Annotated in this window: 18 protein-coding genes; 11 read left to right on the top strand and 7 right to left on the bottom strand. The window is 65.6% G+C overall.

Annotated features, from left to right (window positions below; translation table 11 throughout):
• Positions 1-196: 196 nt before the first annotated feature.
• On the bottom strand, positions 197-991 hold the full coding sequence (gene lgt / locus EBN1_RS05080) for a prolipoprotein diacylglyceryl transferase (protein ID WP_011236837.1): 795 nt from the start codon (positions 989-991) through the stop codon (positions 197-199).
• Between the two features lie 43 nt (positions 992-1,034).
• Positions 1,035-1,721 carry a YceH family protein gene (locus tag EBN1_RS05075; protein WP_011236836.1) on the bottom strand — a complete coding sequence of 229 codons (687 nt, stop codon included), beginning with the start codon at positions 1,719-1,721 and terminating at the stop codon, positions 1,035-1,037.
• A 149-nt stretch (positions 1,722-1,870) separates the two neighbouring features.
• On the opposite strand from EBN1_RS05075, the gene ilvD reads away from it, so the two are divergent.
• From ilvD to egtB, 5 genes are all read left to right on the top strand, one after another.
• Positions 1,871-3,721: a dihydroxy-acid dehydratase gene (gene ilvD / locus EBN1_RS05070; protein ID WP_011236835.1), complete on the top strand. Its 1,851-nt coding sequence runs from the start codon at positions 1,871-1,873 to the stop codon at positions 3,719-3,721.
• Between the two features lie 93 nt (positions 3,722-3,814).
• The gene (locus tag EBN1_RS05065; protein ID WP_041645834.1) at positions 3,815-4,009 is read left to right on the top strand and encodes a hypothetical protein; all 195 of its coding nucleotides are present in this window, start codon (positions 3,815-3,817) and stop codon (positions 4,007-4,009) included.
• Position 4,010: 1 nt separating this feature from the next.
• Positions 4,011-4,313 carry a cell division protein ZapA gene (locus tag EBN1_RS05060; protein ID WP_011236834.1) on the top strand — a complete coding sequence of 101 codons (303 nt, stop codon included), beginning with the start codon at positions 4,011-4,013 and terminating at the stop codon, positions 4,311-4,313.
• Between the two features lie 314 nt (positions 4,314-4,627).
• Positions 4,628-5,434, top strand: coding sequence for a sulfite exporter TauE/SafE family protein (locus tag EBN1_RS05055; protein WP_011236833.1), 807 nt, complete (start codon positions 4,628-4,630; stop codon positions 5,432-5,434).
• A gap of 38 nt (positions 5,435-5,472) precedes the next feature.
• Complete coding sequence (gene egtB / locus EBN1_RS05050; RefSeq protein ID WP_157866578.1) at positions 5,473-6,774, top strand: ergothioneine biosynthesis protein EgtB; 1,302 nt, start codon at positions 5,473-5,475, stop codon at positions 6,772-6,774.
• Positions 6,775-6,793: 19 nt separating this feature from the next.
• Here the strand turns inward: egtB and EBN1_RS05045 are convergent, their stop codons facing one another.
• From EBN1_RS05045 to EBN1_RS05025, 5 genes are all read right to left on the bottom strand, one after another.
• Entirely contained in the window at positions 6,794-7,705 is a 912-nt protein-coding gene (locus tag EBN1_RS05045) for a metal ABC transporter substrate-binding protein (protein WP_011236831.1), read from the bottom strand.
• 23 nt (positions 7,706-7,728) lie between these two features.
• A complete protein-coding gene (locus EBN1_RS05040) occupies positions 7,729-8,598 on the bottom strand; it encodes a metal ABC transporter permease (RefSeq protein WP_011236830.1) in 870 nt (289 codons plus the stop codon).
• Positions 8,595-9,362, bottom strand: a complete 768-nt coding sequence (locus EBN1_RS05035; protein ID WP_011236829.1) for a metal ABC transporter ATP-binding protein — start codon at positions 9,360-9,362, stop codon at positions 8,595-8,597. Before EBN1_RS05035 ends, EBN1_RS05040 begins: the two co-directional genes overlap by 4 nt.
• On the bottom strand, positions 9,359-9,484 hold the full coding sequence (locus EBN1_RS05030) for a hypothetical protein (protein ID WP_256469875.1): 126 nt from the start codon (positions 9,482-9,484) through the stop codon (positions 9,359-9,361). The genes EBN1_RS05035 and EBN1_RS05030 overlap by 4 nt, the downstream gene beginning before the upstream one ends.
• A gap of 125 nt (positions 9,485-9,609) precedes the next feature.
• Entirely contained in the window at positions 9,610-10,062 is a 453-nt protein-coding gene (locus tag EBN1_RS05025) for a Fur family transcriptional regulator (RefSeq protein WP_041645831.1), read from the bottom strand.
• Positions 10,063-10,405: 343 nt separating this feature from the next.
• Here EBN1_RS05025 and EBN1_RS05020 point away from each other — a divergent pair, with 343 nt between their 5' ends.
• From EBN1_RS05020 to EBN1_RS04995, 6 genes are all read left to right on the top strand, one after another.
• Positions 10,406-12,589: a type I secretion system permease/ATPase gene (locus tag EBN1_RS05020; RefSeq protein ID WP_041645829.1), complete on the top strand. Its 2,184-nt coding sequence runs from the start codon at positions 10,406-10,408 to the stop codon at positions 12,587-12,589.
• Complete coding sequence (locus tag EBN1_RS05015) at positions 12,589-14,007, top strand: HlyD family type I secretion periplasmic adaptor subunit (RefSeq protein ID WP_041645826.1); 1,419 nt, start codon at positions 12,589-12,591, stop codon at positions 14,005-14,007. The genes EBN1_RS05020 and EBN1_RS05015 overlap by 1 nt, the downstream gene beginning before the upstream one ends.
• The gene (locus EBN1_RS05010; RefSeq protein WP_011236824.1) at positions 14,004-14,627 is read left to right on the top strand and encodes a helix-turn-helix transcriptional regulator; all 624 of its coding nucleotides are present in this window, start codon (positions 14,004-14,006) and stop codon (positions 14,625-14,627) included. The genes EBN1_RS05015 and EBN1_RS05010 overlap by 4 nt, the downstream gene beginning before the upstream one ends.
• 3 nt (positions 14,628-14,630) lie before the next feature.
• The gene (locus EBN1_RS05005) at positions 14,631-14,975 is read left to right on the top strand and encodes a hypothetical protein (RefSeq protein WP_011236823.1); all 345 of its coding nucleotides are present in this window, start codon (positions 14,631-14,633) and stop codon (positions 14,973-14,975) included.
• 211 nt (positions 14,976-15,186) lie between these two features.
• On the top strand, positions 15,187-18,102 hold the full coding sequence (locus EBN1_RS05000) for a retention module-containing protein (RefSeq protein WP_011236822.1): 2,916 nt from the start codon (positions 15,187-15,189) through the stop codon (positions 18,100-18,102).
• 73 nt (positions 18,103-18,175) lie between these two features.
• The gene (locus tag EBN1_RS04995) at positions 18,176-19,399 is read left to right on the top strand and encodes a glycosyltransferase (RefSeq protein ID WP_011236821.1); all 1,224 of its coding nucleotides are present in this window, start codon (positions 18,176-18,178) and stop codon (positions 19,397-19,399) included.
• The last annotated feature ends 4 nt before the right edge of the window (positions 19,400-19,403 follow it).

Here is a 19,403-nt window from a genome sequence, read left to right as displayed (position 1 = left end):
CGGCAAGATTCATCGGGCTGTTGCGCCGCGTCGCGCTGGATGCGTGCATCGTTTCGATCGTGCCGTCGCTCGACTCGATGCCTGCCCGCGCCGCGTCGGCGCTCGGCGCCGATGTCGTCGTGACCTGCGACATGCTGCCTGCCGCACTGGCGGAGCTGGCGGGGGGGACGAACGACATCGCGAGTGCGGAAAGCGGTCAATGCGCCGGATCTGTCCGAGTCGACGCGAGCAGCCCGACGCCGACGGCGATCATCGGCACGCACAACCACTGGGCCGTGGACAGCCCGAGCGACAGGGTGCCGAATATTCCCGGATCCGGCGTGCGGAAGAACTCGGCTGCGAAGCGCAGTACCCCGTAACCGATCAGGAACATCGCGGAGACGGCCTTCAGCGGCCGCGGGCGGGCCGAATAGACCCACAGGATCGCGAACAGCAGCAGGCCTTCGCCCGCCACCTGATAGAGCTGCGACGGATGGCGGGGGAGAGCGTCCACCCACGGATACACCATCGCCCATGGAACGTCGGTTTGGACCGGACGGCCCCACAGTTCGCCATTGATGAAATTGCCCAGGCGCCCTGCCGCAAGCCCGGTCGGCACGAGCGGCGCGATGAAATCCGTGACTTGCCAGAAACCCTTGCCGCTGCGGCGTCCATACAGCCACATTGCGACGAGCACGCCGAGGAAGCCGCCGTGAAAACTCATGCCCCCCTTCCAGATCGCGAGGATCTCCGCGGGGTGGCTGAAGTAATACGCGGGCTGGAAAAACAGCACTTCGCCGAGCCGCCCGCCGAGCACCACGCCGAGCATGCCGTACAGCAGCAGGTCGTCGAGCTGCTGCGCGTTCCAGCCCAGCTCGGGGCGCCGTCGCGCGTGCACACGGCCGAGCGTCATGAACAGCAGGAACGCGATCAGGTACATGAGACCGTACCAGCGCACCGACAGCGGGCCGACGGAAAATGCGATGGGGTCGAACTGGGGATGGATCAGCATGGGCGGTGGGGGGGAAGGAGCGTGATATATGAAAGCCGGGCGCTCATTCGAACTGCGAGCGGAATTTCTCGAACTCGCTGCGCAGCACGTCGAACTCGTCGCGCAGGCGCCGCACTTCCTCCTCGAGTTCCGAGGTCCGCCCGCGCACCGCACCGCCTGACCCGTACCCGCTCGCGACGGCTTCGCCCATCTGCACGAAAGCCTGCCGGCCGCCCAGCAGATGCGCGTAGCGGGTCTCCTTCGTGCCGGGTGCTTTCGGCACCGCGGCGACCATTGGCGGGTATTTTTCGCCCAGGTGCTCGAGCACCTTGTCCACCGCGGCGATGTCGTCGAAGCGATGCATGCGTTCGCTGCGCTGGCGGATCTCGCCCGCAGTCTGCGCCCCGCGCAGCATCAGCGTCGCGAGCGCGGCCTGTTCGGGCGGCGGCAGCGAATGGCGCAGGCGAACGAGGTGCTCGTACTTGCCGACGCGCGCGCTGGCCTGGTCGCGCTTCGATACGAGCTTGCGCGCGATGAGCCGGTCGAGCGCCTCCTGGACTTCGGTTTCGGTGAGATTCATCACCGGATCGCGGCCGGTGAGCTGGTTCGAGCCGGTGACGATCGCGTTCACCGAGAGCGGGTAATTGTCCGGCGTGACGAAGGCTTTCTCCATCAGCACGCCGAGGACGCGGATCTCGACGGAGTCGAGGTCGAAGCCTTCATCGGCGTCGGCCAGGGTGTGATCGGTCATTGCATTCCCATTCGGTGCCGCGGGCGTGCCCGCGGCGGGAGGGGAATGATAGCCGACGGGCGTTTCGCTTCGGTTAGAATTCCAGGCCTGAACCCGAAGTGGCGCAGGCCGGCGAGAGCCGAGCGCCCGATTTCCGAGCCGAGGACATCATGCCCCAATACCGTTCCCGCACTTCCACCGCTGGCCGCAACATGGCGGGCGCCCGCGCGCTGTGGCGCGCCACCGGCATGAAGGACGGCGATTTCGAAAAACCGATCATTGCCATCGCGAACAGTTTCACGCAGTTCGTGCCCGGCCACGTGCACCTGAAAGACCTCGGCCAGCTGGTCGCGCGCGAGATCGAGGCGGCCGGTGGCGTGGCGAAGGAATTCAATACCATCGCCGTCGACGACGGCATCGCGATGGGGCATGCCGGAATGCTCTATTCGCTGCCGTCGCGCGAGCTGATCGCCGACAGCGTCGAATACATGGTCAATGCGCACACCGCCGACGCGCTGGTGTGCATCTCGAACTGCGACAAGATTACCCCTGGCATGCTGATGGCCGCACTGCGGCTGAACATCCCGGCGATCTTCGTGTCCGGCGGTCCGATGGAAGCGGGCAAGGTCAAGTGGGAAGCAAAGGTGATCTCGCTCGATCTTGTCGACGCGATGGTCAAGGCGGCCGACAGCAGCTGCTCGGATGCCGAAGTCGATGCGATCGAGCGTTCCGCCTGTCCGACCTGCGGCTCGTGTTCCGGCATGTTCACCGCGAACTCGATGAACTGCCTCACCGAAGCGCTGGGCCTGTCGCTGCCGGGCAACGGCACTGTGCTCGCGACCCATGCCGACCGCGAGCAGCTGTTCCTGCGCGCCGGCCGCACGATCGTCGACATGGCGCGGCGTTACTACGAAAAGGATGACGCCTCGGTGCTGCCGCGTTCGATCGTGACTTTCCAGGCGTTCGAGAACGCGATCACGCTCGACGTCGCGATGGGCGGCTCGACGAACACCGTGCTGCACCTGCTCGCTGCCGCACGTGAAGCCGGGGTGGATTTCACGATGGCGGATATCGACCGCATTTCGCGCAAGGTACCGTGCCTGTGCAAGGTCGCACCGGCAGTGGCCGACGTGCATATCGAGGACGTGCACCGCGCCGGCGGCATCATGGCGATCCTCGGCGAACTGAACCGCGCCGGCCTGCTGCATGCCGAGCTGCCAACGGTGCACAGCAAGACGATGGCCGAAGCGCTGTCGCGCTGGGACGTCATGCAGGCTCACGACAACGCGGTGTTCGAGTTCTACAAGGCAGCTCCCGGCGGCGTGCCGACGCAGGTCGCGTTCTCGCAGAACCGGCGCTGGAAAGAGCTCGATATGGACCGCTCGCACGGCGTGATCCGCGACCGGGCGAACGCGTTCACGCAGGAGGGCGGCCTCGCCGTGCTGTACGGCAACATTGCCGAGAAAGGCTGCATCGTCAAGACCGCCGGAGTCGATGAGTCCATCTGGACTTTCACCGGACGCGTGCGCGTGTTCGAGAGCCAGGAAGCGGCCGTCGAAGGCATCCTCGGCGATCGAATCGTCGCCGGCGACATCGTCGTGATCCGCTATGAAGGGCCCAAGGGCGGTCCCGGCATGCAGGAGATGCTGTATCCGACGAGCTACCTGAAATCGAAAGGGCTCGGCAAGGAATGCGCGCTGCTGACCGACGGCCGTTTCTCCGGCGGTACTTCGGGCCTGTCGATCGGCCACGTCTCGCCGGAAGCCGCGTGCGGCGGCGCGATCGGCCTGGTCGAGGAGGGCGACTCGATCGAGATCGACATCCCGAACCGGCGCATCCATCTCGCCGTACCCGATGAAGTGCTGACCGCGCGCCGTGCCGCAATGAACGCGAAGGGCCACAAGGCGTGGAAGCCGGAAGGGCGCCAACGCGTCGTCTCGGCGGCGCTGCAGGCTTACGCAGCATTGACGACCAGTGCCGACACCGGCGGCGTGCGCGACGTCACGCAAGTCCAGCGCTGACCCGAGGCGGACGGAATCCGGTGAAGGCGCGGGGATGGTGCACGCCGACAGCCCTTCTTGACCCCCTGGCGGCCGCCCTCTACCATCCGGCGCATGGACGCAGAACTGAACAAGCTCGAGAGCCAGCTCGAACAGCTGATCGGCCTGTACGAATCGGGCAGGGTCGAAATACGCGAACTGCGGAGCCGGGTTGCCCGGCTGGAGGCCGATAACCGGGCGCTGGCCGAGAAGGTGCGTTTCGCGACGGGCAAACTCGAATCGCTGCTCGAACAATTGCCGGAATCCTGACATGCCCTCGGACACACTCGACATCACGTTGCTCGGCAAGGCCTACTCCGTGACCTGTCGCTCGGAAGACAGGGAAGATCTGCTCGCGGCGGTTTCCTATCTCGACGAAAAACTCACCGGCGTGGCCGGCAAGACGCATGCGTCGGGTGAGAAACTCGCGATGATGACCGCGCTGAACATCGCCCACGAATTCTTGCAGTTTCAGCGCACCGGCGGGTTTGACATGCAGGCCGTGAAGCGTAGAATCAATTTCGTAAATGCACGCCTCGACGGGGTGCTCGCGCAGCGGGAAAAGCTTTTCTGACAAAGGCTTGGCGCGAGTTCGAAAGGCTTGGCGTGAGTTGAAAGATCAATCCCCCGCCTGTTCGTTGAAGTCGTAGATTCCTTGGACCAATGTCGAGAGACTTGGTCGCGGACCATGGATGCCGCAGGTGTGCTCGCCCCTCGCCGGGTGAGCCTGATGCGGAAGGAAAGCGACCTCCCTGAACCCCAGGTTCAGGATGCCGGCGGAGACGAAACAGGTGGGGGGCCAAACTGAGAGGCACGGATTGCGGTCCGTGCCTCTCTTGTTTTTGCGGGCGTTTTCCATTGGCAACGTCCGCTGATGGGACGGGAAGCATGGTTTTCGATGTGTGGTGGTTGAGCTACCTTGTGCTCGGCGCGTTCGTCGGTTTCTTTGCCGGCCTGCTCGGTGTCGGCGGCGGCGGAATCATGGTGCCGGTGCTGACCAGCCTCTTCATCGCGCAGGGTTTCTCGGCCGACAACGTGGTGCACCTCGCACTCGGCACGTCGATGGCGGCGATCGTGATGACTTCGCTGTCGAGTCTGCGCGCCCATCATCGCCACGGCGCGGTGCGCTGGGACGTCGTGCGCAGCATCACTCCCGGAATCCTGCTCGGCACCTTTGCCGCGACCTTCATCGCGTCCCGGGTCGCGTCCGAGCCGCTGGCGATCTTCTTTGCCGGCTTCATGGCTTACGTGGCGCTGCAGATGCTCGCGAACATCAAGCCGAAGCCGTCGCGCGATCTGCCGGGATTGCTCGGCATGAGCGCGGTCGGGGCAGGGATCGGAGGCGTATCCGCCCTTGTCGCGATCGGCGGAGGCTCGTTGTCCGTGCCGTTCATGACCTGGTGCAACGTCAAGGTCCATAACGCGATCGGCACGTCGGCGGCGATCGGTTTGCCGATCGCGCTCGCAGGAACCGTGGGTTACCTCGTCAATGGCTGGGATGGCACGGGAATGCCGGAACACAGCCTGGGCTTCATCTACCTGCCGGCGTTGCTGCTGGTCAGCGGCGTGAGCATGTTCACCGCTCCGGTCGGCGCGAAACTTGCCCACCAGTTGCCGGTCGCAACGCTGAAGAAGGTGTTTGCGGGCGTGCTGATCCTGCTGTGCGCGAAGATGCTGCACGCGATTTTCTTTTGAGTCCGGCGGGTTTGCGGGCGGCGCAGGGAGGTCGAGTGATGAGGCGATTGCGGATGGTCGGCGAGATGGCCGACGCAGATCCGGAGGCATTGCGCGAGGCATGCAGCAGGGCATATCGCGACATCCGGGCGAACAGCGAAGCGCTGGTCGCGCCGTTGTGCGTCGAGGATTTCGTCATCCAGGCCGCCGACGAGGCGAGCCCGGCCAAGTGGCACCTGGCTCACGTGAGCTGGTTCTTCGAGACTTTCATCCTGCGCGAATACTCACCGGCTTACGTCGAGTTCGATCCTGCGTATCGGGTCCTGTTCAATTCCTATTACGAGCAGATCGGTGCTTTTCATCCGCGCGCGGCGCGAGGGTTCCTTTCCCGGCCGACCGTCGAGGAAATCTATCGCTATCGCGCCCACGTCGATCGCCACATGCTCGAGCTGCTCGACGACCGTCGCGATCGGCCGTGGCCGGAAATCCTCGAGCGGCTCGAAATCGGGCTGAACCACGAACAGCAGCATCAGGAATTGCTGCTGACCGACATCAAGCGCAATTTCAGCGTCAATCCCCTGCGTCCCGCCTACCGCGCAGACGTCGCGATGGCGCCGGCGCGTTCGCGCAGCTCGCTCGAGTGGATGGATTTTGGCGGCGGCCTGTGCGAAATCGGCGATGCCGGGGAACGATTCGCGTACGACAACGAGCGTCCGCGCCATCGCGTGTGGCTCGACCCTTTCCGGCTGGCGTCCCGGCCGGTGACCAACGGCGAGTATCTCGCCTTCATGGAATCCGGCGGCTATGCCAATCCGGCGCTGTGGCTGTCGGACGGCTGGGCGCGGGTCAAGCAGTCGGAGTGGAGCAGTCCGCTGTACTGGGAGCGCATCGAAGGCGAATGGTGGCAGTTCACGCTCGGCGGGATGCGCCGCGTGCATCCGGATGAACCGGTCTGCCACGTCAGCTACTACGAAGCGGATGCCTTCGCGACATGGTCGGGGCGGCGCCTGCCGAGCGAGGCCGAATGGGAAGTGGCTGCTGCAGGCCGAGCGGTGAGCGGAAACTTCCGCGAGGCCGGTCATTTCCATCCCGTCGTCGCCGACGCCGGGGAAGGCCTGCGCCAGCTCTATGGCGACGTGTGGGAACACACCGCCTCGGCGTATCTGCCGTATCCGGGCTTCCATGCCGCAGCGGGCGCGCTGGGCGAGTACAACGGCAAGTTCATGTGCAGCCAGATGGTGCTGCGCGGCGGTTCATGCGCGACGCCTGCCGACCATGTGCGCCCGACCTACCGGAATTTCTTCTGTCCGCACGAGCGCTGGCAGTTCCAGGGCTTTCGCCTCGCCGAGGACGGCGACTGAAATACGTCGCGACAGGCGCTCACGGCGGCGGCGCCAATCCTTTTATCAGCGTCTCGAGGTTGTGACGCATCATGTCGAGGTAGGTCGGTGCGGGACCGTCGGCGTTCGATAGCGCGTCCGAGTACAGCATCCCGCCGAGCCGCGCGCCGCTCTCATGGCTGATGCGTTCGGCCAGACGCGGATCACTGATGCTCTCGACGAACACGGCAGGGGCTTTCTCGCGCCGTAGCTGGCGGATCAGCTGCGCGATGCCGCCTGCCGAAGGCTCGGACTGGGTGCTGACTCCGGCGGCGGCGAGGAACCGCACGTCGTAGGCGTGGCTGAAGTAGCCGAAAGCGTCGTGCGAGCTGACGACCTTGCGCCGCTCCGCCGGCACCGTCGCCAGCGTGCGGCGGATCGTCGCGTCGAGGGCTTCCAGTTCCGCGATGTAACGAGCGGCGTTCTGCCGGTAGACGGCAGCGCCGGCCGGATCGGCCTGGCTCAGCGCCTCGGCGATATTGGCGACGTAACGGATCGCGTTCGAGACGTCCTGCCATGCGTGCGGGTCCACGGCGCCTTCGTGGGCATGTCCATGTTCGTCCTCCTCCGCGAGCGGCCGGATCCCGGCGCTGGCGATCAGGATCCGGCCCCGGTAACCCGCCGATTGCGCCAGGCGCTCGATCCACGCGTCGAAGCCGAGGCCATTGGCGACGATGAGCCGCGCGTTGCCGAGGCGGCGGGCGTCGGAAGGGCGAGGCTGGTAGTTGTGGGCGTCGGCGCCGGCGCCCACGAGCGTCGTCACGGCGACACGTTCTCCTCCGACGCGAGTGACGAAGTCGCCGAGGATGCTGAAACTCGCGACCACTTCGAGCGGTGCGGCGCGCAGCGCGGGGGCAGCGAGTGCAAGACCGAGCGCGAGCGCGGCGAGGAGGGCGATTTTCAGATGATTCATCGGTAGCGTGGCGACAGGGCGGTTTAGGATTCGAGATGCGGGCGGCGCTCGAGCCGCGCCCCGAGCATGCCGCCGGGCGCCAGCGCGAGCGACAGCAGATAGACCGCGCCGGCAGCCAGGATGATCGCCGGTCCGGCCGGGACGTCGGCATGAAACGACGCGAGCAGTCCGCCGATGCCGCTCGCCAGGGCGATCAGGATCGCCAGCGCCAGCATCGTGGGCAGGCGCCTGACCCACAGCCGCGCCGCGGCGGCGGGGAGGATCATGATGCCCACGGCCATCAGCGTCCCGAGCGCGTGAAAGCCGCTCACGAGATTCAGCACGACGAGGACCAGGAAGCCATAGTGGGCGACCGGGCTCGTGCCGCTGACGCTGCGCAGGAACGCGGCATCGAAACATTCGATCACCAAGGGGCGGTAGAGCAGCGCCAGCGCGAACAGCGTCAGCGTCGAGATCGCGCTGATCAGCAGCAGCGAGTTGTCGTCGAGGGCGAGCACCGAGCCGAACAGCACGTGCAGCAGGTCGAGGTTGCGCCCGCGCAGCGACACGATCATCACTCCGGTTGCGATCGACAGCAGGTAGAACGCGGCGAGGCTCGCGTCCTCCTTGAGGATCGACGAGCGTGCGACGAGCCCCGCGGCGAGCGCGACGACCAGCCCGGCGATGATTCCGCCGAGCGTCATCGCGCCGAGCGACAGGCCGAACGCAAGGTAGCCCAGCGCCGCGCCTGGCAGGATCGCGTGCGCCATCGCGTCGCCCATCAGGCTCATGCGGCGCAGCAGCAGGAACACTCCGACCGGCGTCGCGCCCAGCGCGAGCGCGAGGCATCCCGCGAGGCCGCGGCGCATGAATTCGAAGTCGGAAAACGGCGTGAACAGCGCGTCAGTGATCATGCGGTCTCCCGCTCGGGTTGTCGCTGACAGACGCGGGCCGCGTCATCGAAATCGCTTGCGAGGCGACGCGCGATCGCGAGGCGCTCGCTGGTGAGGACTTCGGCGGTCGGGCCGAAGCCGACCGGCTCGCGCGCAAGCAGCAGACATTCGGGAAAGTGCCGGCGCACGAGCTCCAGGTCGTGCAGTACCGCGAGAATCGTCCGGCCTTCGGCATGCCAGCCGAGGACGATCGCGACCAGATCCTCGATGGTGCGGGTATCGATGGCGTTGAACGGCTCGTCGAGCAGCAGCAGCGACGCGTCCTGGAGCATCATCCGGGCGAAGCGCGCACGCTGCAGCTGTCCGCCCGACAGCGCGCCGATCTGGCGCGCCTCGAAGCCGGACAGGCCGACTGCGGCGAGCGCCGCGTGCACCCGCGCGGCCTGGCTGCGACGCAGGCCACCGAACGCGCCGATGTCGCGCCACAATCCCATCGCGACCATGTCGAAGACGCATACCGGAAAGCTGCGGTCCATCTCGCTTTGCTGCGGCAGGTAGGCGACGCCTTCGCGGCCGGCCTTCAGCCGGAAAGTCCCTTGCAGAGGTGAAAGTTCGCCGGTCAGCGCCTTGAGCAGCGTCGATTTGCCGGCGCCGTTCGGGCCGACGATCGCGACCAGCGCGCCGCTCGCAATGTCGCAGCTGAGGTGGTGTACAGCCGGGTGGCGGTCGTAGCCGAGCGTGAGGTTTTCCAGGCGCAGCGCCGGGACGTCGGTGTCGCGTTTCATGACAGCGCCCAGCCGATCGTGATCCACAGCAGCGCGGCGCCGGCAGCGGCGAGGGCGAGCCGCGTGCCGACGCCCTGTACGAGAACCGACGAGCCGAACGAGACGTGAAGGTGAGGAGGCACGAGCGGAGCGTGCCGGCCAGGGGGAACGTGACTGTGCGCTACGGTTGCGGCGGCCGGAGAGTGTGCGGGATTCATTGTCGGGTGAGGGGCAGGTTCATCGCGGGAAGCGCCGTGTTCGCAGGCGCTCATGCGTCTTCGGCCCGCCGCCGGCCGCAGTCCGGGCACGTGCCATGGAAGACGAGTTCGGCCCGCTCGGGGCGATATCCCGCAGGCAGAGCAAGGCTCTCGTCCGGGCGTATCGATTCCAGACACACGACGTGACCGCAGCGGTCGCAATGGAAATGTGCGTGCGCACCGGCGTCGTCGCCGCCGCTGTTGAAGCGCCACGCGCGGTCCAGCCCGCTGACGCGATGCGCGAGTCCCTGCTCGACGAGCCAGTCGAGCGTGCGGTAGAGCGTCACGCGGTCGTGATGCACGTCGAGCGCAAGCAGTTGCGCCGCGATGTCGTCATGGCTCAGCGAATGGGCGCTGTCGTGCAGGATCCCGAGCACTGCGAGGCGCGTGCGCGTGATGCGTCCCCCGCACGCGGTGATCAATGCGGCAGCGCTTTTTTCGGAAGGGAGGGTCGGGGCGGGCATGGCTGGGGCCGAGGAGCAGGGCGTCACTAATGCAACATTGTAGCATTTCATGGCGGGGCTCCGCGACGTGCTGATGCGGCATGCTCTTCTTTGTGCGACCGGCATTTCCGCCAATACGATTTGCATTGCCCGGACGGCCGCCATGGGAGCGAGGGTAAAGCGGCACGGTCTCCGGCGCTGAAGTGAGAAGCTTGTCACGAGCCGGTGCTGCGAGTGATGTAACAATTTGTTCGAGGCAACGAGTGGCGTGAAGCCGCGTGTTGCCGGTCCTGTTTCCAGTATTCCGGGCGGAGAGCGTGTGGCAGAAGCGGACGAACGTTCTGGTGACTGCGTTCTCGCGGAGATGGGATCCGTGGAAGAGTCGGAGCGGGCGCGCGCCGAACCGTCGCCCGCCGATGCAGCTGCACCGGCATCCGGCGACCCTCTCCTCGAGTGCCTGCTGCTGCTTGCGCGCGCTTACGGCGGCAACCTGACGCGTGATGCGGCCGTTGCCGGTTTGCCGCTCGACGGCTCCCGCCTGCCGCCGTCGCTGTTTGCACGCGCGGCAAAGCGTGCGGGCCTGAACAGCAGCATTGTCCGATGCCCGCTCGACGCCCTGAACGATGCGTTGTTTCCCGTCGTCCTGCTGCTCCACGGCCGCTCCTCGTGCATGTTGATCGGCCGCGATGCGCAGCGCAACATCGCCCGCGTGGTGTTCCCGGAACTGGGCGACTCGGACGTCGAGATCCCGATGACGGACCTCGAGGCGCGCTATGCGGGGGATGCAATCTACGCGCGCCCGGCGCATCGCTTCGATGCGCGTGTGCCGGAAGTGCGCCCCGCGCGCCGACAGCACTGGTTCTGGAGCGTGATCGCCGAGAATCGCGCCCTGTACCGGGACGTGCTGCTGGCGGCGCTGATGATCAACCTGTTCGCCGTCGCAATGCCGCTGTTCGTCATGAATGTCTATGACCGCGTCATCCCGAACCAGGCCGTCGAAACCCTGTGGGTGCTGGGCGCGGGAATGTTGATCGTCCTCGTCGGTGACGTGACCCTGCGCACGATGCGCGGCTACTTCGTCGATCTTGCCGGCAGCCGCGCGGACGTCAAGCTTTCGGCCGCGATCATGGAACGGGTCCTCGGCCTGCGCATGGAGCAGCGTCCGGAGTCGGCCGGATCGTTCGCCGCGAACCTGCGTGCGTTCGAGTCGGTGCGCGACTTCATCAGCTCGGCCACCGTCGTCGCCTTCATCGATGTGCCGTTCGCGCTGCTGTTCCTGCTCGTGATCGGCTGGATTGCGTGGCCGCTGGTGCTGCCTTTCCTGTTCGGCGTCGCGCTGCTGCTCGTGTACGCGATGGCGGTGCAGGGGCGGATGCATGAACTGGCGGAGACCACTTACCGCGCCGGCGCGCAGCGCAACGCGACGCTTGTCGAAGCGCTGGTCGGCATGGAGACCGTCAAGGCGCTCGGCGCGGAAGCGCCGATCCAGCGCAAATGGGAGAAAAGTGTCGCGCTGCTCGCACGTGTCGGCTCGCAGTTGCGGCTGCTGTCCGCGACGGCGACGAACGGTGCCGCGTGGGTGCAGCAGACCGTCAGCGTCGTGGTCATCATTCTCGGTGTGTACCTGATCGGCGACGGCCGGCTCAGCGTCGGTGGGCTGGTCGCGTGCTTCATGCTTTCGTCGCGCGCGATGGCGCCGATCGGCCAGGTCGCCGGACTGCTGGTGCAGTATCATGCCGCAGCCACGGCGCTCGCGTCGCTCGACACGCTGATGAAGAAGGAAGTCGAGCGCTCCGAGGCGTTGTCGTTCATCAGCCGCCGGTCGTTCCGCGGCGACATCGAGTTCCGCAACGTCAGCTTCCATTATCCGGGCCAGGAGACCGAAGCGCTGCGCAACGTGTCGCTGCAGATCGGCGCCGGCGAGCACGTCGCGATCCTCGGCCGCATCGGCTCGGGCAAGACGACGCTCGAGAAGCTCATTCTCGGGCTGTTCCGTCCGACGGCGGGTGCAGTGCTGATCGACGGCATCGATCAGCGCCAGCTCGATCCGGCCGAACTGCGCCGCCATATCGGCTATGTCGCCCAGGACGTCACGCTGTTCTACGGCTCGCTGCGGCAGAACATCACGATGGCGGCACCATTCGCCGATGATGCGGCAGTGCTGCGGGCGGCCACGACTGCCGGCATCACCGAGTTCGTCAACATCCATCCGCAAGGCTTCGACATGCAGGTCGGCGAGCGCGGCGTGTCGTTGTCCGGCGGCCAGCGGCAGGGGGTCGCGATCGCGCGCGCTGTCATCAATGATCCGCCGATCCTGCTGCTCGACGAGCCGACCGCGTCGATGGACCGCTCGAGCGAGGAGGAGCTCAAGGGCCGGCTGCGGGCGTTTGCGTGCGGCAAGACGATGATCGTCGTCACTCACCGTACTTCGCTGCTGGACCTCGTCACCCGGATCATCGTCGTTGACGGCGGCAGGATCGTCGCCGACGGCCCGAAGGAGCAGGTCGTCGAAGCGCTGCGCCAGGGTCGGATCGGGAGGGCGCTGTGATGGGTGATTACGGCCGGGCGGCGTTCGAGCGCGTCGGCGACGTGTCGGCGCGTGTGGCACGGCCGGCGCGCCCGTTGTTCGGACGGTTTTTTGCCCGCCTGATTCCACCGCCCCCGGCCGACGACGGCCTCGACTGGGCGTGCGACGCCGACTGGGCTCGCCTGCAGCAGGAACCGCTGCGCGCCCGCGTTCTGCTGCGCGTCGTCGCCGGCGTGATCGTGCTGCTGCTGCTGTGGGCGGGTTTCGCGCAGGTCGACGAAGTCACCCGCGGCGAAGCGAAAGTGGTCCCGTCGTCGCAGGTGCAGATCATCCAGACCGTGGACGGCGGCATCGTCGAGCAGATGCCGGTGCGCGAAGGGCAGATTGTCAACGCGGGCGAATTGCTGCTGCGCATCGATCCGACCCGCTTCGTCTCGTCGCTGGCCGAAAACCGCTCGCAGTTCTTCGCGCTGCAGGCGAAGGCTGCGCGCCTCGAGGCGCTGACGAACGGCACCGCCTTCACGCTGCCTGACGACGTGCTGCGCGAGGTCCCGGAAATCGCCGCGCACGAACGCCTGCTGTATGCATCCAGCGTCGCCGGCATGGAGGCCCAGCTGTCGATCGCGCGCCAGCAGCTGACCCAGCGCCAGCAGGAGCTCAACGAAGTGCGCGCGCGCCACGAACAGGCGAGCCGCGGTTTCCAGCTGGCGATGCAGGAGCTCGGCGTCACGCGGCCGCTGGTCAAGTCCGGGGCGGTGTCGGAAGTCGATATCCTGCGCCTCGAACGTGACGTGTCGCGCCTGCGCGGCGATCGCGACCAGTCGACCGCGCAGATCTCCCGCATCCAGTCGGCGATTGCCGAGGCGACGCGCAAGATCCAGGAAGTCGAGCTGAGCGTGCGCAACGAGATGCGCAGCGAGCTGTCCGACACGATGGCCCGGCTCGGCAGCCTGTCCGAAGGCAGCCGCGCGCTCGCCGACCGCGTCAAGCACGCCGAAGTGCGCTCACCGGTGCGCGGCACCGTCAAGCGCCTGCTCGTCAATACCGTCGGCGGCGTCGTCCAGCCGGGGCGGGAAGTCGTCGAGATCGTCCCGCTCGACGACGCGCTGATCCTCGAAGCGCAGGTCAAGCCGAAGGACATCGCTTTCCTGCACCCGGGACAGGCGGCGCTCGTCAAATTCACCGCCTATGATTTTGCCATTTACGGCGGGCTCGAGGCGATGGTGGAGCAGATCGGCGCGGACACTGTCACCGACGACAAGGGCAATGCGTTCTATACAGTCCGAGTGCGCACGCAAAAATCCAGCCTCGGGGATGAGCTTCCGATCATTCCCGGTATGGTCGCAGAAATCGACATCCTCACTGGCAAGAAAACCATCCTCTCCTACCTGCTGAAGCCCGTGCTGCGGGCCAAGGCCAACGCACTGTCCGAACGATGACACGAAACCTCTTCGCCTGCTCTGCAGCGGTGGTCCCGTCCGAACGCTGGCTCGAAGCGTTTCCGGACGGCATGTGCACCGATGCGGGCGACCTCCCCTCGACGGCGCTTCCATTGGATGTCATCTGGGTCGCCACTGCCCATGCCGACTGGCAGACGCTGCTCGCCCGGTTCCATCGCACGCTGCCACAGTCCCCGCTCGTCGTCGTCACGATGGTGCCTGAAGCCGACGAGGCGATCGTCGCCCTCGAGCATGGCGCGCGCGGCTATTGCCACGCGCTGGCGGTGCCCGGCTTGCTGCGCGAGGTCGAGCTCGTCGCCCGGCATGGCGGCCTGTGGGTCGGCGCGGAACTGATGGCGCGGGTCGTCGAGGCCGCTGCCCGGGCGCTCGCCGCCCCCGGCAGAGGCCCGTTGCCAGCGAATCTTTCGGCACGCGAGAGCGAAGTCGCGCGCGAGACGGCCGCGGGGCTGAGCAACAAGGAAATCGCTTCGAAGCTCGGGATCACGGAACGGACGGTGAAGGCGCACCTGGGCGCAATCTTCGACAAGCTCGGCGTGCGCGACCGGCTGCAGCTGGTCCTCCGCCTGTCGACCCACAGCAGCGCAGCGATTGCGGACTGAACGGTGATCTTCATCAAGCGCAACGCCAAAGGCGAAGTGATCGCCGCCAGCCGCGAACCGATCGGCTGCGACAACTCCGAATCAGGCGGCTGGGATGTCGCCAATGGGGACGAACCCGAAGTCGTCGCCTTCTGCGGCCTGCTCACCGAATCCGCGAATCCGCTGAGCCCTTCCGACCTCGGGCTGGTGCGCGTGCTGGAAGACCTGATCGACCTGCTGATCGACCGCGCGGTGATCCGCTTCACCGACTTGCCGCCCGCTGCACAGGCCAAGCTGATGGAGCGGCGCGGCACTCGCGAGGCGATGCACCGGCTCGGAGCGCTCGACGGGACCGATGATGTGCTGTAACAGGTTTCTTCGCAGCCGGTTTTCCGGCGATTGACGTCGTCATCGGAACAATGCCGGCGTAATTGCAGCGGACCGTGAAATTTCTCACGGCACTTGTCCTCCGGTGCAATAGGTCCGGCGCGAGGGGCGGCGTACGGTATCCGTCGACAGCAGACGTCGTGCCGCCGGCGGGGTGCCGGCGACGCCTCTCGATCCTCCAGGAGCAGCAATCATGGCCGGCCCCATCGCAACCGTCATTACAGTCACCGGTACCGCATACGCACGTGACGCCGAAGGCAGGGTTCGATCCCTCAATCAGGGGGACGTGCTGACGGAAGGTGAAACTGTCATTGCCGCCGGGGGCGCCCGCGTCGAAATCATCCTCCCCGATGGCGACCTGTTCACGCTGGCCGAAAATCAGTCCGTCAAGCTCGCCGCCGACATCACCGAAGCATCCCGTCCGGACGCGCAGGATGCCCGCATCGCCAGCGACACCGTCAACCAGATCATCGAGGCGATCAACGAAGGCGCAAACCTCGATGACGTGCTCGAGGCCCCCGCGGCCGGCCTCGCCGGAGGCGGCGGCGGTGAAGGCAACAACTTCGTGCGCCTGCTGCGAATCGTCGAAGAGGTGAACCCCGTCGAGTTCGACTTCAGTCTCTTCGCCGAGGACGAGTTGCTGCCGGTGCCGACGGGCAACGCGCAGGTCGTCGACGAGACCGCGACGGTCACGCCGACGCTGACCGAAACGCTGACCATTACCAGCACCGTGACGGGAGTCGTCACCGACACCGTGGAAGGGGCGGTGACCGAAACGATGACAGGCGTCGTCACTGCGACGGAGCGTGGAATCGTGACGGCCACCGTCGGCGGCAGCCAGACGATCACGGTCACCGGCATCACGGAAACCGTGACATCCGGCACGCAAACGGTGACCGGGACAGCATTGACCGAAACGGTGACGACGGGCACGGCGACGGTGACCGTGACGGCGACCGAAGCCTCGACCGAGACGGTGACGACGGGCACGCAGACGATCGAGCTGACAGCGACCGAAGCCGCGACCGAAACGGTGACGACGGGCACTCAGACGATCGAGCTGACGGCGACCGAAGCCGCGACCGAGACGGTGACGACGGGGACTCAGACGGTCGAGCTGACGGCGACCGAAGCTGCGACCGAAACGGTGACGACGGGCACTCAGACGGTCGAGCTGACAGCGACCGAAGCTGCGACCGAAACGGTGACGACAGGGACTCAGACGGTCGAGCTGACCGCGACCGAAGCCGCGACCGAAACCGTGACGACGGGCACGCAGACGATCGAGCTGACAGCGACCGAAGCCGCGACCGAGACGGTGACGACGGGCACGCAGACGATCGAGCTGACGGCGACCCAAGCCGCGACCGAGACGGTGACGACGGGTACTCAGACGATCGAGCTGACGGCGACCGAAGCTGCGACCGAAACGGTGACGACGGGCACTCAGACGATCGAGTTGACAGCGACCGACGCCGTGACCGAGACGGTGACGACGGGTACACAGACGGTGGACGTGACGGCGACCGAAGCTGCAACCGAGACGGTGACTGTCGGGACCGACACGGTCACGAACACCTACGTCACTGAAACGATCACAACGACGACTTCGTTCGATACGTCCGATCTGGCGATTACGGCCGCTGGCCCGAATGGCGAATATTCCGTCACCGATGCTCCGCTGACGGTCATATTTTCGACCACGGCAGGACATCTGGTTAACGCGAACGACGGCTACATTGCGATCGATAACCTGAACATCAATCCGGACGAGACGCTTTTGATCCGTTTCGAAGCCGAAGGCCTGCCGGTGCCCGTCAATGACGTAACGCTCAAAATCTTTGTGCCGGGCGGTTCTGCAAGCTTCGACTGGTCGGCCTCGAACGACAGTGGCGGCACGATTTCGACGGACGGTGGAGAGGTGCTCATTCCTGGTGATTACACCGCCTTGACGATTACCGGCGTAAGCGGGAAATTCAGGCTCGGTCCCATTGTCGGGATTGCAACGGACGTGCAGGTGACTGAAACGGTCATCGCAACAGAAACCGAAACGGTCACCGTTACCGCTACCGGAACTGCCAGCGAGACGGTGACGACGGGCACGCAGACTGTCGAGTTGACAGCGACCGAAGCGGCGACCGAGACGGTGACGACCGGCACCCAGACGGTCGACGTGACGGCAACGCAAGCTGCGACCGAAACGGTGACGACAGGCACGCAGACGATCGAAGTGACGGCGACCGAAGCGGCGACCGAGACGGTGACGGCGGGGACGCAGGCGGTCGACGTGACGGCAACGCAAGCGGCGACCGAGACGGTGACGACAGGCACGCAGACGGTCGAGGTGACAGCGACCGAAGCGGCGACCGGGACGGTGACGACCGGCACGCAGACGGTCGAAGTGACGGCGACCGAATTCGCGACCGAAACGGTGACGACCGGCACGCAGACGGTCGAAGTGACAGCGACCGAAACGGCGACCGAGACGGTGACGACCGGCACGCAGACGGTCGAAGTGACGGCGACCGAAGCCGCGACCGAGACGGTGACGACGGCCACGCAGACGGTCGAAGTGACGGCAACGCAAGGCGCGACTGAAACCGTGACGACGGGCACGGAGACGGTGGACGTGACGGCGACCGAAGCCGTGACGGACACCGTCACCGCCGGCACGCAGACGATCGAAGAGTTCGGTACCGTCACGACCCCGACCGTGACTTCCGGCACCGAGACGGCAAGCTTCGTCACCGAAACCGTAGTGACGGCGACCGAAACGATCGCCGGCCCGACCGAGACCGTCACGCTGACCGAATTCACCAGCACCATCACCGTGAGCGAGTTCACCGACACCGTGACGGTCGGTGAATTCACCGAGACCGTGACTGTCGGCCACTTCACCGAGACCGTCACCGAGACGGTGACGGCGGAGACCGGCTCTTCACCGGTTCAGCCGCTGGCGGCGAACGATGTGATCAGCGACGACCCTCCGCTGATCGAAGGCCCCGGGCAGACGAGTGGTTCGGGCACCTCCGGCGGAGAGGCATTCGAATCCTTCGATCAGGACGCGATCAGCCGGATGTTGAGGAACGACGTGCCTTCAGCCGAATGATGCGTCAATGAGGTGACGTCGGTGGCGGTCCCGCGGGTCCGCCATTTTCTCGAATGGATCAGGAAAGCTTGCGGTGCGGATACTTTTCATACACGAAGGACTGGGTCAGTTTCAGACCTTGCACGAGTACCTGAATGCCGAGAGCCTCGCGCATTCGTGGTTCCTGTGCTCGACTTCGGTCTATCAGGCGAACAAGGACAGGGTTCCGAACCTCGTGCCGTTCCAGGTGCCGGCCGAGAACGCTAATACCTATTTCTATACGAAGAATCTCGAAGCCCGCATCCAGCGCTCGTTCCTGATCAAGAAGTCGATTTCCGAACTGCTTGCGCGTACCGGCATCGATGTCATCGTTGCGCACGGGTCCGGCGGTTTTCCACTGCAATTGTTCGGTGAGTTCGACATTCCGGTCATCACCTATATCGAATTCCCGTCGTTCACGCACCACGGCTACGACGCCAAATATCCGCAGCCCGACTACGCTTCCTATCGCGACAAAGTGTTCGAAATGACCAGCTATCACCAGGTGCTGAAGAGCGAGCTCGTGATCGTGCCGAGCGCCTACGCAAAGGGAATGTTTCCGGCGTGCCTGCACGACAAGGTGATCGCGCAGATGGAGGGCTTCGACATCACCCGCCGGCCGAACATCTTCGCCAGGAAGGACGGCATTTTCCACGTCGGTTTCGCCGCGCGCGACCTGTCATCGGCGAAGGGGTTCGAGCAGTTCATCCTGATCGCGAAGGAAATCCTGAAAAAAAGGCAGAACGTCCGCTTCGTCTTCTGCGGGGCGCCGAAAGTGCTCTACAGTTACGAAGATGCGTTCCTGCAAAGCCACTTCGAAAAGGAAAGCCGGCCCGAGTCGTTCATGAAGTACGTGCTGGAACGCGAAGGAATCACGCTCGGCGAGGATTCGGCTTTCCAGCATGTCGATTTCGCGTCGTACGACCAGTTCGCCGGCTATGTGGAAGCGATGGATCTCTTCCTGTATCCGTTGCAGTTCGGCTCCGCAAACTGGGGGCTCTTCGAGCTACTGTTTCGCGCGAAAGTGGTCATCGGCAGCGATCGCTGTTTCGTCCCCGAAGTCATCAGGCATCGCTACAACGGCCTGCTGTGCAAGTACGACGACATGCAGACGTGGGTGCAGTATGCGACGGAGGTGATCGACGCGCCGGCGGATTTCCGCCATCTCGGCGAAAACGCGCTGCACGATGCGCACGAACGATTCCATATCCGCAACGTGGCTGCCAGTTACCTGCGCATCTTCGACATGGCGATCGGCCGGCGCAAGCTGATCGGCTGATTAC

This window comes from Aromatoleum aromaticum EbN1 (assembly GCF_000025965.1).
Taxonomy (GTDB): domain Bacteria; phylum Pseudomonadota; class Gammaproteobacteria; order Burkholderiales; family Rhodocyclaceae; genus Aromatoleum; species Aromatoleum aromaticum.
Note: the sequence above shows the minus strand (reverse complement) of the source record. Positions and strands in the feature narration are given on the sequence as shown.

What these genes read in the sequence shown, in the direction of transcription:
- EBN1_RS05045 (WP_011236831.1), bottom strand. Translation starts at nt 7,705, where the DNA reads ATGAATCATCTGAAAATCGCCCTCCTCGCCGCGCTCGCGCTCGGTCTT.
- EBN1_RS05025 (WP_041645831.1), bottom strand. Translation starts at nt 10,062, where the DNA reads ATGCCCGCCCCGACCCTCCCTTCCGAAAAAAGCGCTGCCGCATTGATC.
- EBN1_RS05075 (WP_011236836.1), bottom strand. Translation starts at nt 1,721, where the DNA reads ATGACCGATCACACCCTGGCCGACGCCGATGAAGGCTTCGACCTCGAC.
- EBN1_RS05055 (WP_011236833.1), top strand. Translation starts at nt 4,628, where the DNA reads ATGGTTTTCGATGTGTGGTGGTTGAGCTACCTTGTGCTCGGCGCGTTC.
- EBN1_RS05015 (WP_041645826.1), top strand. Translation starts at nt 12,589, where the DNA reads ATGGGTGATTACGGCCGGGCGGCGTTCGAGCGCGTCGGCGACGTGTCG.
- EBN1_RS05020 (WP_041645829.1), top strand. Translation starts at nt 10,406, where the DNA reads ATGGGATCCGTGGAAGAGTCGGAGCGGGCGCGCGCCGAACCGTCGCCC.
- EBN1_RS05040 (WP_011236830.1), bottom strand. Translation starts at nt 8,598, where the DNA reads ATGATCACTGACGCGCTGTTCACGCCGTTTTCCGACTTCGAATTCATG.
- egtB (WP_157866578.1), top strand. Translation starts at nt 5,473, where the DNA reads ATGAGGCGATTGCGGATGGTCGGCGAGATGGCCGACGCAGATCCGGAG.
- EBN1_RS05000 (WP_011236822.1), top strand. Translation starts at nt 15,187, where the DNA reads ATGGCCGGCCCCATCGCAACCGTCATTACAGTCACCGGTACCGCATAC.
- EBN1_RS05010 (WP_011236824.1), top strand. Translation starts at nt 14,004, where the DNA reads ATGACACGAAACCTCTTCGCCTGCTCTGCAGCGGTGGTCCCGTCCGAA.
- EBN1_RS05035 (WP_011236829.1), bottom strand. Translation starts at nt 9,362, where the DNA reads ATGAAACGCGACACCGACGTCCCGGCGCTGCGCCTGGAAAACCTCACG.
- EBN1_RS05060 (WP_011236834.1), top strand. Translation starts at nt 4,011, where the DNA reads ATGCCCTCGGACACACTCGACATCACGTTGCTCGGCAAGGCCTACTCC.
- ilvD (WP_011236835.1), top strand. Translation starts at nt 1,871, where the DNA reads ATGCCCCAATACCGTTCCCGCACTTCCACCGCTGGCCGCAACATGGCG.
- lgt (WP_011236837.1), bottom strand. Translation starts at nt 991, where the DNA reads ATGCTGATCCATCCCCAGTTCGACCCCATCGCATTTTCCGTCGGCCCG.
- EBN1_RS05065 (WP_041645834.1), top strand. Translation starts at nt 3,815, where the DNA reads ATGGACGCAGAACTGAACAAGCTCGAGAGCCAGCTCGAACAGCTGATC.